The 18,674-nt window shown below is 53.4% G+C and carries 8 protein-coding genes and 1 tRNA gene; 2 read left to right on the forward strand and 7 right to left on the reverse strand.

Annotation, left to right across the window (positions count from 1 at the left end; translation table 11 throughout):
* Window positions 1–33 precede the first annotated feature (33 nt).
* Both dnaQ and RA167_RS08420 read left to right on the forward strand, forming a co-directional pair.
* Window positions 34–777, forward strand: coding sequence for a DNA polymerase III subunit epsilon (gene dnaQ, locus RA167_RS08415; protein ID WP_076785201.1), 744 nt, complete (start codon window positions 34–36; stop codon window positions 775–777).
* Window positions 778–953: 176 nt separating this feature from the next.
* Window positions 954–1,028 (forward strand) — tRNA-Val (locus RA167_RS08420).
* A gap of 308 nt (window positions 1,029–1,336) precedes the next feature.
* Here the strand turns inward: RA167_RS08420 and RA167_RS08425 are convergent.
* From RA167_RS08425 to RA167_RS08455, 7 genes are all read right to left on the reverse strand, one after another.
* Window positions 1,337–2,176, reverse strand: a complete 840-nt coding sequence (locus RA167_RS08425) for a DUF3037 domain-containing protein (RefSeq protein ID WP_076785202.1) — start codon at window positions 2,174–2,176, stop codon at window positions 1,337–1,339.
* Window positions 2,176–2,913 carry a HipA family kinase gene (locus RA167_RS08430; protein WP_076785203.1) on the reverse strand — a complete coding sequence of 246 codons (738 nt, stop codon included), beginning with the start codon at window positions 2,911–2,913 and terminating at the stop codon, window positions 2,176–2,178. The genes RA167_RS08425 and RA167_RS08430 overlap by 1 nt, the downstream gene beginning before the upstream one ends.
* 305 nt (window positions 2,914–3,218) lie before the next feature.
* Entirely contained in the window at window positions 3,219–6,044 is a 2,826-nt protein-coding gene (locus RA167_RS08435) for an RHS repeat domain-containing protein (protein WP_076785204.1), read from the reverse strand.
* Window positions 6,045–6,242: 198 nt separating this feature from the next.
* On the reverse strand, window positions 6,243–9,062 hold the full coding sequence (locus RA167_RS08440) for an RHS repeat-associated core domain-containing protein (protein WP_175972402.1): 2,820 nt from the start codon (window positions 9,060–9,062) through the stop codon (window positions 6,243–6,245).
* On the reverse strand, window positions 9,055–13,785 hold the full coding sequence (locus RA167_RS08445; protein ID WP_175972403.1) for a SpvB/TcaC N-terminal domain-containing protein: 4,731 nt from the start codon (window positions 13,783–13,785) through the stop codon (window positions 9,055–9,057). Before RA167_RS08445 ends, RA167_RS08440 begins: the two co-directional genes overlap by 8 nt.
* A 136-nt stretch (window positions 13,786–13,921) precedes the next feature.
* Window positions 13,922–17,005, reverse strand: a complete 3,084-nt coding sequence (locus tag RA167_RS08450; protein ID WP_139336981.1) for a hypothetical protein — start codon at window positions 17,003–17,005, stop codon at window positions 13,922–13,924.
* Window positions 17,002–18,660, reverse strand: coding sequence for a neuraminidase-like domain-containing protein (locus RA167_RS08455; protein ID WP_076785208.1), 1,659 nt, complete (start codon window positions 18,658–18,660; stop codon window positions 17,002–17,004). Before RA167_RS08455 ends, RA167_RS08450 begins: the two co-directional genes overlap by 4 nt.
* Window positions 18,661–18,674: the final 14 nt, after the last annotated feature.

An 18,674-nucleotide genomic window follows, 5' to 3' on the forward strand; every position in this document is an offset into this window, starting at 1 on the left:
CATGTTGAACTTTTTTGAACACACCATCCCACCATGCGTCTTCTTGTTCTCGACACCGAAACCACTGGCCTGAACGCCAAAGGCGGAGACCGGATCATTGAAATCGGCTGCGTCGAAATCGTCAACCGGCAACTGACCGGCAACAACCTACACTTTTACGTCAATCCGGAGCGCGACAGCGACCCCGGCGCATTGGCCGTGCATGGATTGACTACCGAGTTTCTGCGCGACAAGCCGAAGTTCGCGGAAATTGCCGATGCGCTGCGCGATTTCGTCAAGGATGCCGGCATCATCATTCATAACGCACCGTTCGACATCGGCTTTCTCAACGCGGAATTTGCGATGCTGGGGCTGCCGCCATTTTGCGATCATTGCGGCGAAGTGATCGACACGCTGGTGCAGGCCAAGGCGATGTTTCCAGGCAAACGTAACTCACTGGACGCGCTGTGCGAGCGCTTCGGCATCAGCAATGCGCACCGCACGCTGCATGGCGCGCTACTTGATGCGGAATTGCTGGCCGACGTCTACCTAGCGATGACGCGCGGCCAAGAAAGTCTGGTCATCGACATGCTGGCCGACACGCCGGGCCCAGGGTCGGTAGCCACGGCGCGCGTGTCGCTCGCCCAGTTTGAGCTGCCCGTTATCAGTGCTAGCGATGACGAGCTTGCCGCCCATGCGGATGTACTCAACGAACTCGACAAAGCACGCAAAGGGCCGTGCGTATGGCGGGAGCCGCCGCAGCGGGTGAACGAAACCGCCCCCGCGGCTGCCGCGTGATACGGCGGCGTGCCACGCGCGTCGGTACGGTGTTCGCGGATGCGCACGTGATCCACGCGCGAGCAGGTCGGCGCCACTGCGGAACCAGTCGAGCACCGGATAGTGATAACGCAGCCCGGACCTGTGAAAAGCACTTTACGGATCTCGCAAGTCCTGTCATAATCGCTGACTCATTTGGGTGGTTAGCTCAGCGGTAGAGCACTGCCTTCACACGGCAGGGGTCACTGGTTCGATCCCAGTACTACCCACCAGAATCGGAAGGGCCGGCAAACGCCGGCCCTTCTTACTTTCTGGCGATCGAACACCCTCCTCGTTCGATTTCTGTCCTTCCCTGAATCGGGTTGTTTGCCACAAATTTGCCACTGTTCACTTGGCGACGCATTTGCATGGCAACAATTCGGCAATGAGGAAAATACTGGGAAGCACAAACTCGGCGACGCAGGTGGCTGTCGCTGTCTCACAGTTTCAATACCAAGACCGCCGTTGAAGCTTGGGCGCGACGTGCCGAGTCCAGTCACCTATGGCTGGTACGGCCGAGGCGCCGGTACCCATCTGTAGCTCAGTCGCGAGCAAACGCAAGAATGCTACGTTCGTCGCTGTCAGATACAACTGAGATGAAATCCTCGCGTTCCAAATCCTGCTTTACATCGGCGAAAGCATCTGCATGCGGCCCAAATTCCTCTGCCGGACGCCGGACAGCAAACATAACGTCGCCAATGAGCTTGTCGTCGCGACGCAGCTTCTTGACCTTGCCCAACCAGTCCCAGCCATGGTCGTACAGCCGTGAGGGGTCGTCATGCGCGAGAAACAGCGGCTTAATCGCACGTAGCGCCTGGCCGCGCTCGTTTATCCGCGCGAACGGCAACCTCGCACGGTAGGCGTCATCACCGATCAACACCTGCTGTTTGTACAGCGTAGCCAGTTCTGCGGATTTCAGAATGCGCTGCACGCCCTTTTCGACTTCCCGCTCCTGATAGGCCCGGGTCACGAACACACGGCCCACATAGTGATCAAAAAGCTCAAGCAGCTTCTCAGCTGGATCCTCCGCCAAAACCGCCCGTTCCGCGTCGGCATACATGATCGCCTGCCTCGGCTTCACCAGTTCGGTGAACGCGAATTTCGCATAGTCCGGACCCGCGCCGGACGATACGTTGCAGAATGCATGTTCGATAGACGCGCCGATACGCATCAGCTCTTGTTGGTAGGTCTTCCTCGCACGGCGGAAGATGTTCGGGTCAAGTTCGTCAAAGAACGCAGTCACCCGCCGCACGCTATCGAGCATGCGGAAACCAAAAAACCTCGCCGTAGGGCTCATCAGCAGGAGTCCCACGTTCGCGAACTCACCCGTCTCCAAATACGGCATGAAGCGGACAATGGCGTAACGGCACGCGTGTTTCATTATGGTTTCCAGAAATCCTCGTGGCAATACCTAAGCAGCAGGCCGTATGCCTCGTCGGGCGTGAACCCGAGCGGCACGTCGTCACCGACGATAGACCACGAAGCTGGCATTTTATCGCACGCGCACTCGAACTGTTCGAGCGCGTTTAGCATCCTCATCTTGTAAACCTGCCGGGTCACGAAGTCCTCATAGACTCTGTGCCATACCGGCGAGAACGGGTGAAGCTCGAGAAAGGCTGAGCGGTCAAAATAGGGATCGAATGCCTGGTTTTGGTCAATCACCAGCATCCGACTTGCTCCCGGGTCCCAGAGCAAGTTTGGATTGCCGCCTTTCTCGGTCAGCGTCCGGTCTTGGTTCCGAATCCACCAGTCGAACACGATGACGTCCAATTGCAGTTCGGGATCGACATGGCCAAGCAGCGTCCATGACATCTCTAGTGCGTTTGGCACCGCGCAGGACGCAAAAGCATAGCCTGCGCCAAGTTCGGCGAAATGTGAAGGGCCGATTTTGATTAGTTCGTCGGCCACCTGCGCAATCCGAAACGGTGCAACGGGTAACCCGAACGCCTCGGCCATCGCACTCCCAAGCCACTCGGCGACCAGACTCCGGCGCCCAGCATGAAGCCCCTTTACAAAATATAGCTGCTTATCGTCGCCCCGGCAGATGAATGGTTGGGTAATACCCTGCGTGGCACGACCCAGCACTTCGACGATCTGCACGACTTCGCGATTGAACATGGATCCCCCGCATATGGCCCGCCACGATCCGACACTGCGTAGCGCGAAGGGCGTAGGCCTGAAATGGTAACAGAGCCGTTACCGTCGCTGCCCGGAGCTTGAACCGCTAGACATGGACTGACTGATGGCGGTTAGCGGCTCACCCAGGCGCACATCGGCGTGCTTTGGGGTATCAAAGATTAAGCGGAACGGCCTGATTGGGGATAGCCTCACAACCACAATAGTCAACACACCGCTGACAAGACGAGGGCGTGGTGCGGGCGGTAGTTGTGAGGTGGGGCCGCCTTCAATTACTGTATCCTATTTTATGCCCTTAAAAATTTTGCTCCAAATTTTTGGGCAATTGCGGCAGACCTAACATTAATCGCCTCCGTTTGAATTGATTTTATATTATATTTTTTTGAAAGCTTTTTTATGGATTTGACCGTCAAATAAGTTCCCACCCCTTTAATATTAAGTTCCTTCTCATTATCATCACCCTCCGAAACGCTTTCCACGAAACAATTAGCATTATGCAGCTGCGCTCTTGGATGGGCCAAAGCATAATTAAATATAACTTCCGTTTTATTATTCTCTGTAAACGTTTTTAATTCCGCCATGCCGTATATAGCCCTTTTGCCAGGCACCTTCATTTCGTCCGCTTTGCTTAAAAGGGCAAAAAAATGAGTGTTTGCTGACGTATTGGAATGACAACTTAAATCGTATTCAGATAGATCCTCGTCTGGCATTATACCTTCCGCAGATTTCATCATATAACCGGATATCTCTTCTCCCAAACGTATATTTTCCGCAACTCCCTCAGGCATATTAGACATCCTCGCATAACTTTCATACAATCTTTTATAATCCATTAATTGCTCTTTGAATTCCTTTCCTCCCAGCATGAACCCACTACGGAAATCATTGACCTCAACCAACTTAAACTTATCAGCCTTTGAAAATTTTCCGCCCTCTTTATCTAAAACCTTTATTTTAGTTTTGAATGCCTTTATTTTCAGCAAAAACTTTACTTTAATTCCGACATCAATTTGATATTTTCCAGTATCGGGCGCCAATCCCTTGATATCCGCCATCAGGATAGGATTGTTTCTTACCATTCGATAAAGATTGAGGCCATCGACGGTACCAGCGGGATCAGGATTGAGCCACCTTCCCATCCAAGGGGCGTAATACCTAAAGCCATAGTAGTAGAATCCGGTCGCATCGCGCTCCTTGGCTGAATAACGAACAAATTTATACTTCACTTCGCTCTGGCTTTTGCCACTCCAAACTGCGGTGCCACCGTACGGATAGTATTCTTCCCAAGTCAGCAGCTGCGCCTTGTCATCCAGTTCCAGCGTCACCGAACCGATGGAGTTGCCTAGGCTGTAGCGCACCTGATCATTCTCGATGTCATCAGGCTGACCAGCATCCCAATGCAGCACGCGTATTTGAACTTGAGTCGATCGCCCTGCAGTGATCACCTGCAGGGCCTCCGTCAACCGTGCGTCGTGATTGTCCGTCAGCGTCTCGGTGGTGCGTAGCTCCAGCCCCGGCAGATATACGACCGTTTGCCGCTGTTGTGTCTGGCCGTCATTGTCATAGCGGTACGTCACTTTGCGCACCCGCATGCCGCCCCCGTCATACTGATACGTTTCCCGGTCGTCGAGGGATTCGCGTACGACTTGGGTCACCTGACTGAGCTGATTGCGACCATTCCACACAAGCGGCTGCACCACGTCTGGCCCCCGCTGCAAGCTATTGCCGCATGCGTCGAAATACGGTTCCGCTTTCCGGTCGATGTCTGCCGGTTTCAGCATGCCAGCGCTGTTTTGCATCACCGCGTGGTTGCTGCGATTCGACACCACAAGCGTCTGGGTATAAGGGCTCGCGCCCTGGTGCTGGATTTGCGTGAGGTTGCCTCCTCGGTCGTAAGTGTAGCGGCGCATGTAGTTGGTCAATCGCGCGGCATCCTGCAGCAGCGGAATCAGCGGGTAATTCGCCGCCGTCTGAGCCCCGGCATTTGCATTTTCGCGTCCGCTGGCAAAAATCAGCTGATACAACGCATCATACTGGTACGTATGTTGAGCACCGACCTGTTGGTTACGATAGTAACCAACAGGCTGAGCCGTGTCCTCGCTACCGATGATGTTGCCAACCGGGTCATATGTGTAATGGATATTTTGTAGATAAACTGCGCGAAGCCGGCCCTGGCGATCCATGTTTGGCCGTTGCGTGACAATACTGATCAGCCGCTGAGTTTGCGGCTCATAGCCGTAGGTCGTGGTCACACCGTTGCCAGTAGTTTCGGCTTTCACTCGACCGGCCGCACTATAACTGATCGACGCAAGCAGCATCTGCGCGTTACCATCTACTGGTGTCAAATGGATGGCAGCCGGTCGGCCAGCAACATCATAGTCTGTCGCCTGGAGGTTACCCATCGCGTCGGTCTGCGTCAGCGGCATGCCCCGCGCATTATAGGACCAAGCAGTGGTATAGGCTTGAGTCCCGAGCTCGGGTGGTGGCGTCATGCTCCAATTCGGATCTTCTTCCGGGTTCGCCAACAGTTGTCGAGTCTGCGCCTGCGGCTGACCGGTCAGTGTCACACCCGGCGTCGTGAGCTTTCCCGCGGTGTCGAGCTGGGTCGTGACCACACCGCACAAGTTGGCCGACTGCGCACTGACCCGATCCAGTGCACTATCGTTGTCGCCATAGATCAGGCGAGTTAGCTCGATGGGCTCGGGCTGACCAGCTTGCTGTTCAGTCACCCTCGAGAGTCGTCCGAGGCTATCGTACTCGGTGCGGGTCAATGTGCCGCGCGCATTTTGTTGCCAGATCGGGCGGCCTTCGATATCGAACAAACACCATTGCGCTCCAGCATCCACACTGTCGGTCAGCAGCGGCCGCTCAGCAAGATCATGACTGTAGCGAAAATTTGCAAGTGGCGTGTCATCGATATTAGCTGGCAGTTGTCCGAGACGCGGGTCGGTCTGGTTCAGTGGTAACCCTACGGCAGAATAAGTGGTTGTGGTAATGCGTTCATCGACTGGCTCTGCTAGCTTGGTACGGTTGTATTGCAGCGTGCGTACTACAAGCTTGCGATTGTCGGTGACGGTAATCGTCGGCGTGCCTGTATAGTGTGTGTCAGTCACGTTAGGTGGTCCCTATTGTTGTCCCACAGCTTTATCACTGGTGTAATTTTCATCTTGGGCAATTGTAAAGCACTAAAAATAGCTGTTGTGACACTTATAGCTTTTCACCGGCACGACAACTGCCGCGGTCGCCGCGTATATAACATTGCGCCCCCGCACATATCGCCCCTCAAACTTTCGCTAACTCCGGCCATCCATTTACTCCCATTCCATAGGCTCACCGTGACTAAGAGTGACGCCTTGATTACGATTGCCCCCTAAAACATGTTTTAATTGCCCATTTCCTTTAACACGAACCCACTCCTTATTTTTAAGGCGCTCAGAATATTGCGCCACATATTTCTCACCACCCTCCCCTATACAAACAGGTCCAAGTCTTACCGACACCTCTGTAGAAATATTTCTTCTAGAAAATTCATTATATAATTGAACCGCAAAACCATGCGATTTATCAGGGGATATCGCATTGCAAGCAACAATACTTATTCTACCTATATTTCTTATCTCGCCCTTCTCCCTCTCCGGGAAACCCAGCCTTTTTAGCAAATCTGTTTTTCCCATCGCCTTTACAAATGAGCGGAAACCTTCTCTCTCAAAGAGATCATCAAACCTGGGGCTCCCACCATGAAATCCCTTGATTTTTTCAGCTGGATTCCAGTTAACAATGTTATATTTTAGATAATCAGGATGATCATCAAAGCCACGGTCACGAGGACCAATGGTACCATGCATAACAAAATATAATCTTGTATTTTCTCCGAGCAGCGGTATATTCGTCGTCCTTCCTTTAATATACCTCAATGACCCACACTTACCATCATCCATTGGGTTCCAATTACTATCCCCCCTATCCTCCATTCTCGGGTTCCACTCCAATAAAATTGCCTTATCTCTTAAAGATGGCTTATTAAATAACCTTTCCGCCAATTTATAGCTATCGTTATCCCCTTTCGCCAAGACAATAAAATTAAAATCAAATGGCTTAGAATTGTTCCCATGTAAATCATACAAAGATATTGGATTATTCCTCACCATCATAAATAGATTCAAACCATCGATCGTTCCTGCCGGATCAGGATTTAGCCATCGCCCTAGCCATGGCGCGTAATACCGGAAGCCATAATAGTACAGTCCAGTCGCGTCGCGCTCTTTGCCCGAATAGCGGATAATTTTGTATTTTGCTTCAAGCTCGCTTTTCGCCGCCCACACCGCCGTGCCGCCATATGGATAATATTCTTCATACGTCAGCAATTGTGCGTTTTGATCAAGCTCCATCACACTAGAGCCCAAATGATTATCGAGGCTATAGCGAATTTGATTGTTTTCTATTTTACCTGGCTGGCCTTTATTCCAATGCAGCACGCGTATCTGAGCACGACCTGCTTGAACCGTGACGATATGCAATTCCTCGACAACATCATTTTTTATGTTAAAGCGTCGGCGCAATTGCAGCCCAGGCAAATAGATCACTTCGTCGGTATGCTGGGATTGGTCCTCCTCCTTAGCTAACGTAGACGTGGTTTTCCTAACCCGCTGCCCATTGCCGTCATATTGGTACCACTCTTCATCGTTTGGCGCCCCACCCGTGCGTTCGAGCATGATCACATGACGCAGTTGGTTGCGTCCATCCCACTGCAGCTGTTTCAGGACATTAGTGCCTAACGCACCCGGATTGCCATTGGCATCATATTGCATATTACTGATAGTATTGCCCGCTTGTAGGCCTGAACCCGTGACCGCTGCGAGTCGATTACTACCCTGCGCAATCGCCATATTTTGCGTAAAACGGCTGCCCCGCTCACCGCAGATACCAATCAAATTACCACTCCGATCATACGTATAAGTTCGAGTGTAATTAGTTCGTGTGCCTGGCGAAGGCGGATGGATTAGTGGTGGCAATTGGCTAGACTGCTGCGCGTCCGTTTGCTCTCGTCCCGTCGCACGCACCAGCTGATACAGTGAATCGTATGCGTATGTAGCTTTGGCTTGAATTTGCTCGTTATTAAAAAACGCTGGCGCGATCGCTTGATCTTCAACGCTTACAATATTTCCCACTGGATCATATTCGTAGGCCAGCTGCTGCCTAACTGTACCGTTACCATCTTTCGCCTGGCTCTGCATCAAGCGAAGCGTTTTCGGATCATACGTGTAGGTCGTCGTTACGCCATTGCCCGCCGCCTCGCGCTCGAGTTGACCTTGTGCGCTATACTGAATCGACGCGAGCAGCGTTTTAAAATTTGTGTCCTGTTTTTGTTTCAGCTTAACTGATGCGAGTCGGCCTGCCACATCATAAGTTGACTGCTGCACATTGCTTATCGCGTCAATCTGTGTCAGTGGCTGGCCCAACGCGTTATAGGCCCAGGCTGTCGTGTAGGCGTCTATCTCCAGGTCAGGTGGCATTGCCGCCCCCCAATCAGCGTCGCCTTGCGTCGCCTTGAGTAAACGGCGAAGCTGCGCTTGCGGCTGGCCAGTCACGGTCATGCCGGGTGTCGTCAATTGCCCGGCCGTGTCACACTGCTGACTCACCACACCGCACAGATTGGCCCGCTGCGCGGCGACTTTTTTCTCCGGATCATTATTATCTGCATCACCATAAGTCAATTTGGTCAGCACAATTGGATCATGACCGGTGAGCTGTTCGATGGCTTGCGTGAGCCGCCCGAGGCTGTCGTATTCGGTGCGAGTCACCGTGCCACGCGCATCTTGTTGCGCGATTGGCTGCCCTTCACTGTTTAACACGCTCCAGTGCTCGCCCGCGTCAACGCTACGGGTCCACAACGTGTGGCCCAGCAAATCGTGGCCGTAGTTAAAATTGGCAACCGACGGATCGGATTGCGCGAACAAGCGCGGGTCTGTCTGGCGTTGCACCAAACCCGCTGGCGAATAAGTCGTTGCGGTGATGCGTTCGTCCAGCGGGCTGCCCAGTTTCTCACGACTGTACTGCACGGTGCGCACCATCAAACCGCGGTTGTCCGTGACCGTAATCGTCGGCGTACCACTATGAAGTGTCTCAGGCATCGCGTAGCTCCTCTTCTGGCGCTGGCAGAACGCCGGTATCGTTTTCATCCTCGGCAATCGTGAACCACGGAAAATAATGGTTGCGCCGCTCATAGCCTTTCGCTGTCACGACCCGCACCTCGCGCCCCAGCGCGTCATAGCAATGCGTATCGGCATAACCACCAGCACGCAGCGCGCGGTCCGCCACATAGTGCCAATCGTTTATAAAATACGGCTGGTACACGCGCATCGGCTGACCTTTGTTGTTGTATTCGATCCGGCCCGTCACGCTCCAGCGGGGGTTGGCTGGCGCACAAACGGGAGTTTTGGAATCTGTCTCAGCGGCCAGTTCACCGTCGCCTGTCCGTTGCCAGGCATTACCCGCTGGCACGCGCGTCGCAGTTTGCAGCGCGCGCCCGAAGCCGTCCGTATAAGCGACGATGATATGGATTTGTTGCTTGACCTTCGGCTGCGACTCAATAGGCGGATATGCATCCGCGGTTAATGTCGCACCGTGGGCGGGCCAACGTGGCAAAGCCTTTAGTAGACGGCGCAGGTCCTCGGACAGTCCTTCGACAGTGTCATCCGACTCCGCCCATTGCCAGCCTCGGGCACGCACCGCGCCGGATACGGTGATAAAGCGCAGCGCTATGAGCGTTTGCCAAAGATTCGTCTCTTTAATCTTCTGCCCGTTGATCGACAACTCACACGCGTTGCCCATCCAGCTTAATGCATCGTAGACGCTGATCGCGGCCAGTAATTGCGCTGGCTCACCTGCACCTTCGAACTGCTGTGCTTCTTTTTTTAACGCAGTAGCGATGGCCTCAGTCACCGTCCAGCCCGCCGACACGGGCGCTTTCGAGACCGACTCAAATCCGACCTTAGTGGGCTGAGAGCCATCCGACCCGCCAAGCTCTTCACCATAGAAGGTGCTGCCGATCACCCGGCCTAGCGCATCAAACTGCACTTCATGAACATTGTTATTGATATCAATAATGCTTTTCGGAGCCAGGAAACGATAGTCGTATTCAGCTTGTACCTCGTTTTGCAGCGCATCTTTCGTCTGGATCAGACAGCAGTTATACCGATCGTAGGTGTACGTGGTAACGCCGGTAAGCTTCGTGCTTTGCTGCGTAATCGGACGATAGAATTGATCGGGTGGCGCATAGGTCGTCAAGCTGTGTTGGCTGACCCACAATGGTGCTGTCCGCGCTTCATCTTGGCCGGGCACGGACAGCACGTATTGGCCCTTGCAATACCCGCCTTGCCCTTGCAACAGCGTTTCAATTGTTTCGCCAAACTGGCTGTCCGCGTAGGCTTTGACGCTGTCCTGATCCAGTACCGCGGTTTCGTGATACGCAACCAGTTTGACGACGTCAGGCAGCCCCGCTGTGTAGTGCACCACATTTTGGCCGATCAGCACGCGCGGCTGATCAGCGCCCAGCAAGGTACCGAGGTTCTCGCGATACAGCCCGCCCGGCGGCACCTGCGCTGAAGAAAACGCCAGCGCATTTTGACGTGCTTGATGTGGCAACCCTATCCGCCACGTATCCGGCTTGTCCTGATGCAGATAGGCACTACGGTGCTCTTGCAGACGCAACACCTGTTGCTGCGGATCAAAAATGCTGCTTAAGCTGATCGATGGCAGCGCTGTGTCAGCATAAGGATTGTTGCTCGAATCAATTGACTGTAATCGGCGCGGATACTGAATCGTGACGCTGCAGGTCGGATACCCGTACGCATCGTACTGCAGTTGCACGCTTTGGCTGACTACCGGATCCAGCGCGATGCGCTCGTACGTATAAGTCGTATGCTCCAGCGCCAACGGCAACGCAACCGGCACAGCCGAAGAGTGCCCGCTCGTCGGTGTTGACTGCTGCTCTCTGACTTGATAACGCGATACGCTGACGCTGTAAGGTGTGAACGCGTGGCCAGCTTGGCCCAGACCGTAGACTTCCTGACGCAACAAGTGACCCTTCAGCGCCCGATATAACCACCATGTCTGCTCGGGAGATGGGACCAGGTCAACATCTTGGTGACCGTCAAAGCAGGTCAGCCACGTGGCTCCCACCGTGAACGCCGAGCTGTCTTTATAAGGCGCACCATACAAGCTGTTTTCATCGTTTTGCTGACCAGTGTGATACCAACTCCGGGTCTGCAACGGTGGCGGCTGCACGTCATCGTTGCCGTGAGTGGCTGACGCAGGCGCGCTATCGATGCTCTCCACATAGCCGAACCCGCGAAATTCTCGCTCCCGACCGTCATAGAACCCTTTGCGATAGCGATGGCATTGCGTCAACTGTTTGCCGGTAATCGCGTCCGTATGGGTGATGCGCGAGACAACATGCACTGGAAAAGGCAAGCCGGGCATCCCATTTTTCCGCGCCTGTTTCTCATCGAGCCATTCCTGCGTCGAGCTGCGATATTCAAAGGTGGTCTGGGCGTCTTCGTCATTGTCTACCACACCGAGCAGACGCGAGGTAACATGCACTGGGTACGGAAAACTAAGCACCTCGTTTTTTAGCTCCTGCTTTTCATCGAGCCATTCCTGCGCCGAGCTGCGATATTCAAAGGTGGTTTGGGCACCTCGGTTATTGTCCACCGCATTGAGCAAATAAGGCTTGGCTGGCGCGAAGTCATAACGCCAGTGCTGCGGCGCGAGATCGGGTCCCGAATATAATTGGCTCAGAATCACGCTGGTGGTGCCTTGGCCCGTCACATCGGCGAAGCTGAGCTGACTCAGATCATCGTAGTGCACGCCATCCGGCCATTTAAGCTCGATTGGCTCAGCAAACCGATTGCCGGACTCGTTAAAGAATAGGCGCAGACAGTTCGGTTGTGCATACACAAGATCAGCCGCGCCTGAGCCATCTACATCCACCAGGAAGACCCGGCGTGGGTCAAACGTCTGTTCTGCATCAAACGGTTGGGAGCTGCGTAACGTCAACGGCGCGCCGAACCGACCATTGCCTAAATTGGGCCAGCATGTGAGCTGATCATGGCGCACGCTAACTAGATGCCCCTGGCCTGAGCCGAGCACATCGCTAAACGCAACGAGTTCAGTCTCATCACGCCCGCGAATCGGTAGCGAACCAGCGTGATCCTGTGGCGTCGTACATGCGGTGCTAAATCCAGTGCGCTGGTTGGTATACAGACGCACGCTTTTAGGCCCGATCATCGCCAAATCCGGCAGGCCCGCGCCATGCAAATCGGCCAGTGTTGCCTGTGGGTGCAGGTATTCAATCGGCCATTGCGTGAGCGGCGTAAAAGCTGACCAGTTGCGATCTGCACTCAACGTGTAATAGCCAAACGGCCCGCCTGGAGGCGTCACCAGCCATTCGAGCCGGCCATCGCCATTGATATCGATCAGCGTCGCATGCTGCCCCTGCAGCGCAGGCACCTGCGACAACGACTGCCAAGCATCGTAAGTGACGGCATCGGGCTGCTTTGGCTTTTGAGCATCTCGCACCGGCGGACGATAACGCCAGTCGGTGCCGGCCCGATACAGCATGCCGGGCAGCCCTTCACCGTACAGGTCCACGAGCTGATAGGGAGACTGGTTTGGTCCTTCTGGCATCGGCCATGGCTGCCATTCAGGCGCAGCAGGCAGAGGAGCAAAAGCCGTGTAGCCCAATTCCAGCGGCGGCAGTTCTTGTAAAGCAGATGTTTGCGGCTCATAGGCCAAGCGCTGCGCGGCCTGCAAACAACTCATGATGGGCGTTTCATCATATTCGAGCAACAATCGGCTCACCAGCGTGTTCGGCTCGCCTTGTTCCGGCCCAAAATGATGAAACATCAACACCTGGCGGCACAAATAATGCGTTCGCACTTCAAACCCATAGCGGTAGTGCGAAAAAGGATCTAGCCGAGGTGGCCAGGCTTGGCTTTTGTCGTCAAACGACGGTGGGATGCGTGCGTCTATGCCGCGCTGGCCATAATCGAACGCTAGCGTAAAGAGCCAGTTGATACTGTCTTGTGGCTGGTCTTCCGTGTTGCGGTATAAATCGGCCCACGTGTATAAGCCATCGTAAGCAGCCTGGTTTCCATAATGCACGCGTGTTAAATACCGATTTGCTTTGGTATCGCGCCCATCATTATCCACGATCCCGGCCGATTGAGCGCTTTCGTACACGTAACGGATATGTTCGCCGGTAGGCGACAGCGATTCTTCAATCTGCCACTGAGCAATCCGCGCATTGGGGTAAGCGGCGTCAGCGATACGCGCCTGGCCGGTTTTGCCCAAACAGTGTAGTTGACCGTCGGCGCTGTGGATTAGCCAAAAGTCCACGTCTTGTTTCTGCCAGCGCTCAATGCGATGAAATGCGCCCTCGATGCGCGGATAATAGCGTGTCACCGTGAAAGTCGCATTGAGCGGCTTATCTCGAAATGTGGAATATTGGGTGATTTGAATGTTGCCGGACGTATCCCGTTCCGGCTCCAGCACTTCGCCGTCCGGCCCAATGAACGTGTCGGTGCCATCGTACTGGGGCACGCCTCGACTGGTACGGCGGCGGATCGCACTCAACCCCACGTCCCAGCCAATACCAAACGGCCCATTGCCATTGCCGCTGCTGTACGCGAGGGTCAGTGCGGGTGCGTAACCCCGGCCCGCAGAAATCGGCAAGGGCAGCGTCAGCGAAGCGGTGCCGCTGGGGCCGCCTAGATTCAGGGACTCGCCCAGGCCTTGAATGGCTCCGCCTCCTTTGGGTAAAGACGGAGTCTGGATGGAAACAGTCGAATCCATCTGCATAATCGGTTGCTTCCTCAAAGTAGCTAGCGCGAGTGCGCCAGCCACTGTGTCAGTAGTCGGTAGGAAACCGGGACCATTACACAAAGGCAATTGTCCCGGCATAACTGTGCATTGATCAGCGCTTAATCGATTAATTCAACAGCTTTTCCACGCCTTGCGCAAAGCTCTCTCCGCCATCCAGTGCAGTGTAACGCACATGCACGATTACGTTGTCAAGTTTAGTCAACAGATCGGATTGTGTCGATTTATCAGGACGCGGAAACTTCAGCACCCAACTGGACACCGCCCCCGTCCCCTCGAACGGCAAGTAACGTTCATCGCTAAAGTTCAATTCAAACTGGCCAGCGTCGTTCAAGCCGGACGATAGCACAATCTGCTGACTCGCACGCAGGTTGGTGATAATAGCGTCGGCCGTGCCATCTTTACCTTTCTTAATCAAATACTTCACGCCATTCAGATCGGCCTGCAGCAACGTGCTGCTTTTCGTTTGCGTTAGTGTTGCTTTCACATCCTGGTACGGGCCTAGCGATGTTGGCAAAGTAATGGACACGGATTTAATTTGACGCAGGTAATGACCTGGATAATCTTTATCAAACAATTCTTCTTCTAGGTCAAATACAAAACAGCCCTTTTTGTCTCTCTGTATCTCAAAGTCACCTAGTAGTTTCTTCAATGACACGGTGCGCGTAATCTCTAAACGCCGCTCGTGCCGCGCCAGATACGCCGCCTCCATCTGGTGTAGGTTCAACTGCAAAGTCTCTCCAACCTGCAGGCCTCGATAGTGGTCGTTCCATGTACCGGTCTGCACAAATCTAGTGCTAAAGTCTCCCATCTCATATTGCCAGCACGCCTGCGCAGACAAGCACAGCGAGACCACCGCGTCATACGCCTGATAGTACTGGGCAGCCAACTGGCCAGACAACCACTGATACAACGTCGCCTGCGTAAAACGCGATTTGAGATAGGTCAGCATCGCCTTCATCTGCGCCTGCGTTTGCTGCAATGCAGTGCGGGCCGCTTTTTCGCGAATCACTAGTGCATCGAGCTGCTTAGTCAATGCATCGACTTCCGCTTGCGCCTGCTCGTACTGGATCTGCCATTCTTGACGCCGACGTCGATAACCTTCCGCTGTGGCCAAACGCTCGGCGATCAGCGTCGCGACTTGACCTTGTAATTGCATCACGCCGCCCACCGCCTCGGTCACGCCCTCGTAGCGAGAACCTCCGTCCGCCATGCCGAAAATGTTGGGCATTTCCTTGGCCACGCCGCTTGCAGTTTGTACTCCCTGTGCGCCGACAAAAAAGCCCTGCGCAAGCGTATGTGTATCCATCACTTTTCGCTCGGCATCGGAGATATTCTCTTGATACAGCGCATAGTAGCGATCATGGCGCAGTTGCGCGGTAACCTGACTCGCCTGCAGCGCCGCGCGGTCGGCCACTAGACCGTCGATCGCTTGCTGCTGCAGCGTGATCGCGTAACTAGACATATCAAGCAGTTGCTGTTGTGCCAGCTCTTCCTGGCCCGCGCGCTCGCTGCGCTCAAGTAAGCTGAGCAGCGTCTCGCCAAAGCGACTGAGTGTCGCGACAGCATTGTAGGCACGCGGCAGCATCGCGCTGAATCGATACGGCGGCACAATCTGCATCGCGCCACTCACCCCTGCACTCAGCGTACCGGCCTGAGCACGCTGACTCAACAGCGCAACCGGATCAGCTGGCGCTTCGTACAGCGGCAGCGACAACGGCTTGCCATCCACGGTCAAGTTATGGCGCAGGTTATACAGGCGCGCCTCGAGCGTATCCCAATGCGAGAGCATCAGCGTGTTCAGTGGCTCGGTGAAATACGGGTTGTCAGCCGAACTCAAATAGCTCGTATAGCGACCCGGCAGGGCCGGCAAGACGGTAGGATCAAGCGTATGCTCAAACCGACGTATAGCGGAATTTTCAATAGGTTCTTTTTCCGCCAGTTTGCCCAGTGACCGTGCTTGCCAGTTGCTGCTGATCGACACGTCAGGACGGGGACCAAGCAGCTCCGCCGCGAAATTGTAATAGACGCGTGCTTGCGTCAGTCCATCACGGGTCAGCTGACGATACCATGCATCGCCTTGCGCGATCAGGTTGCGGACATAGGCAATAAACACCGCCTTTTGATACACCTCAGGGTTCGCATACGCTTGGGTGTCAGGATCCAGCGAATCGGCCAGCAAGCGTGATAAATCGCCGTTGTGCTCCATCAACGGTCGCACGTTCCAGTAATCGGGCGGGGTAACGCCTGAATCTGAGTCCTCACCTTTATTACGCGCCGACGGATCAAAGATGTAATGCAACCACTTTTGCGCCAGATCGAATTGCTGTTCACTTGCAAAGCGCGTGGCCACCAGAAACGGCATATGAAAAAATAACTCCCAGAAATACAAGCCGTTGGCGCCATTAAAGTCCATCGCCTCACTTTTACCGTCGGTCACGAGGTCCGCCTCAAGTGAGGCGTTAGCCTGCAACGCATAATCGAGCAAGCTATCGAGGCCTTGGTTTGCCTTCTTAATCAGCGTACGCACGAAAGTCGTATTCAGGCGTGTTTTAGCTGGTAGCGAAGTGTCGCAAAAATCTAAGTACTGAACCAGACCGCGCTTGCTGTCATAGCGTGATTTCAACTGCGGCAGATTGGCCGGCGCGTCGACGTCCCGCTTTTCAACGTAGACTTTGAACCACTTCCAGACGCCACATTGAGTACCCGTCTCTCCGGAGAAGTGTTTGATGTGATCCCATTTTACGCTTAATTTAACACTCAGATAGCGCTCACTCTCTGTAAAGTCGCTTTCAGATAGCGTGTATTCGTGAGAAAAATGTGCTGCTTTCGAATTAGCCTTGAGTTCGTACGTATAGCCCGAGCTGCGCCAGCAAGAATTTCCGCCTTTGGGCGTCCAAATTTGGATCAACTCAAAGAATTTACGTATCTCAGCGGTTTTATCAAATTTTTTAATTGAGGCGGGCCAGTCGCTCACACCACCGCCCTGGAAGAACGGCTTCAATGAGTTACAAGCGATCGCATATTTCATGGATTTATTTGACAGAGACCGTCCCGATAAAACGAGACTGTCAGCATATTCACCAGACCCAGAAAATCTAATTTTATTTGATTTAACATCAATATTTATTATATCACCCGTAGCCTCAAGCTCATCAACAGGAAAAACAATAGCATTAGTTTCATCGCTCACCCCCCTCCAGAAAATAAAACGGGATTATATTTAAATACGGTATCTTCAAACGTGTACGAATCGTTATCATGATAGCGTATAGTCACGCCCGCGTAACCGCCAGGTCGACAGAAACCGTAACCCGTATTACTATCTAAAGTAGTTTCTTGTCGAGTGAACTCAAAATCATTTAAAAAGTCGTCTGTGAGTGCCATCTCAATGCGCATCGTCTGAGAGTCCTTCATATAGACGCGCGATGTCGAACCAGTCTCCGTCTCAACAAGACCCGAAATCTTTTTCCACCAGTCACCAAGGTCGTCTCGACTTGAGCAGTGGATATTGTAGCCATCGGGCGCCTCTTCATGCTCACCGTAGGGTTCGACCTTCTCGATTACATACTCTTCCTGGTAAATCCCATACTGCAGCGTCTTCGTGTCGGTCTTGTCCTTAAAGGAGGTGAACAACTGCTTTTTAAGCAGCGGCATCAATTCACGACGGTTAAAGGCTGAATCACAGTACAGATAGCCATATACGTCTGGGACATTCTTTTCCTTATCGCTTCCGCTTATAAAATTTCGCACGAACACACTGAGCATCAGTCGGCCGTACGGATTGCTTTCGGTCACGCCGGCCGGATCGATACTGTAATCAGTCGTCGCGAGTAAATTAATGTCACTAAGTTTAAATGATGAATCTTTTTCATCCACCATTAGTGCAGCACGCTCGAACTCCTGCATGTCGTTACCATCAACTGGATCGTCGTCTTGACGAGTCGCTAGGGTCGTGCTGTTCGGCGCCGTCCATGAGCCATCGTAGCGCTTGTAGCCGAAGACTACACGATAGGCGTGCTTTTTCGTATTCTTATTATCCTCACCTTTTTGCGGCGTTGGGTCGCGCTCAACCCACGCCACAAATAAGCGATCGTTGTAAAATACAGGCCGCACCGTATGCTCGAGTACATTATCACCCGAGAGTGGTAAGTTAATCGGCTGCCAGTCGCTCCAGCAATTTGGCGTAACAGGTTTCGCCTGGTAGTCTTTACGATTCTTCTTCAAATCCATTTGCCGCCAGTAATATCGGTACGGCTTGGTTGTGGTCCGACCGATAAAGTAGTAGATGGCTTGGCTTAAGTCGTCTTGATTGATGTAACCGCTAAGCACAGTCAAGTTACTGACCGCCTCGAAGTCGTTCAGATATGCGAGCGCCGCATTTTGTACGCGGTCCGGATCGAGCTGGTTTTGATTCAGCTTCGTCTCCAGCTCTTTAAAATAATGGCTTTTTTCCAGACGCGTGGTCGGCGAAATATAATTTTCCGGGTAGTTCTGCACATCTATGCTGGCGGCCCAAATCGCATACTGGTTCTCCGTCTCGCGCCAAGCTTTAACCACTGACGGCTCGACTGCTTGAAATCCCGGCTCGACACCGTTGATGATACGCGTCATATACTCCTGCACACTCGCAATCGCCTGCGCGACCCGGCTCGTCTGAACTTCATCGCCGACTTTTGGATCGATTAACAAATATTCATACAAATCTTCGACAGTAACCTGTTCCTGTTGGTCGCCAATTTTTAGGCCGGCGGCGTCTTTCAAGTTCGGTGCCACAAACGTCAGGTAGCCTGTAATCAGCGCGTCGCGCTGCGATTCATTCAGCTGTTTCTCGATTTTTGATAGCATCCTTATTTACCTTT

Origin of the sequence: Mycetohabitans endofungorum (assembly GCF_037477895.1) — a bacterium.
Classification (GTDB): Bacteria; Pseudomonadota; Gammaproteobacteria; order Burkholderiales; family Burkholderiaceae; genus Mycetohabitans.

What these genes read in the sequence shown, in the direction of transcription:
- RA167_RS08455 (WP_076785208.1), bottom strand. Translation starts at nt 18,660, where the DNA reads ATGCTATCAAAAATCGAGAAACAGCTGAATGAATCGCAGCGCGACGCG.
- dnaQ (WP_076785201.1), top strand. Translation starts at nt 34, where the DNA reads ATGCGTCTTCTTGTTCTCGACACCGAAACCACTGGCCTGAACGCCAAA.
- RA167_RS08445 (WP_175972403.1), bottom strand. Translation starts at nt 13,785, where the DNA reads ATGGATTCGACTGTTTCCATCCAGACTCCGTCTTTACCCAAAGGAGGC.
- RA167_RS08430 (WP_076785203.1), bottom strand. Translation starts at nt 2,913, where the DNA reads ATGTTCAATCGCGAAGTCGTGCAGATCGTCGAAGTGCTGGGTCGTGCC.
- RA167_RS08440 (WP_175972402.1), bottom strand. Translation starts at nt 9,062, where the DNA reads ATGCCTGAGACACTTCATAGTGGTACGCCGACGATTACGGTCACGGAC.
- RA167_RS08425 (WP_076785202.1), bottom strand. Translation starts at nt 2,176, where the DNA reads ATGAAACACGCGTGCCGTTACGCCATTGTCCGCTTCATGCCGTATTTG.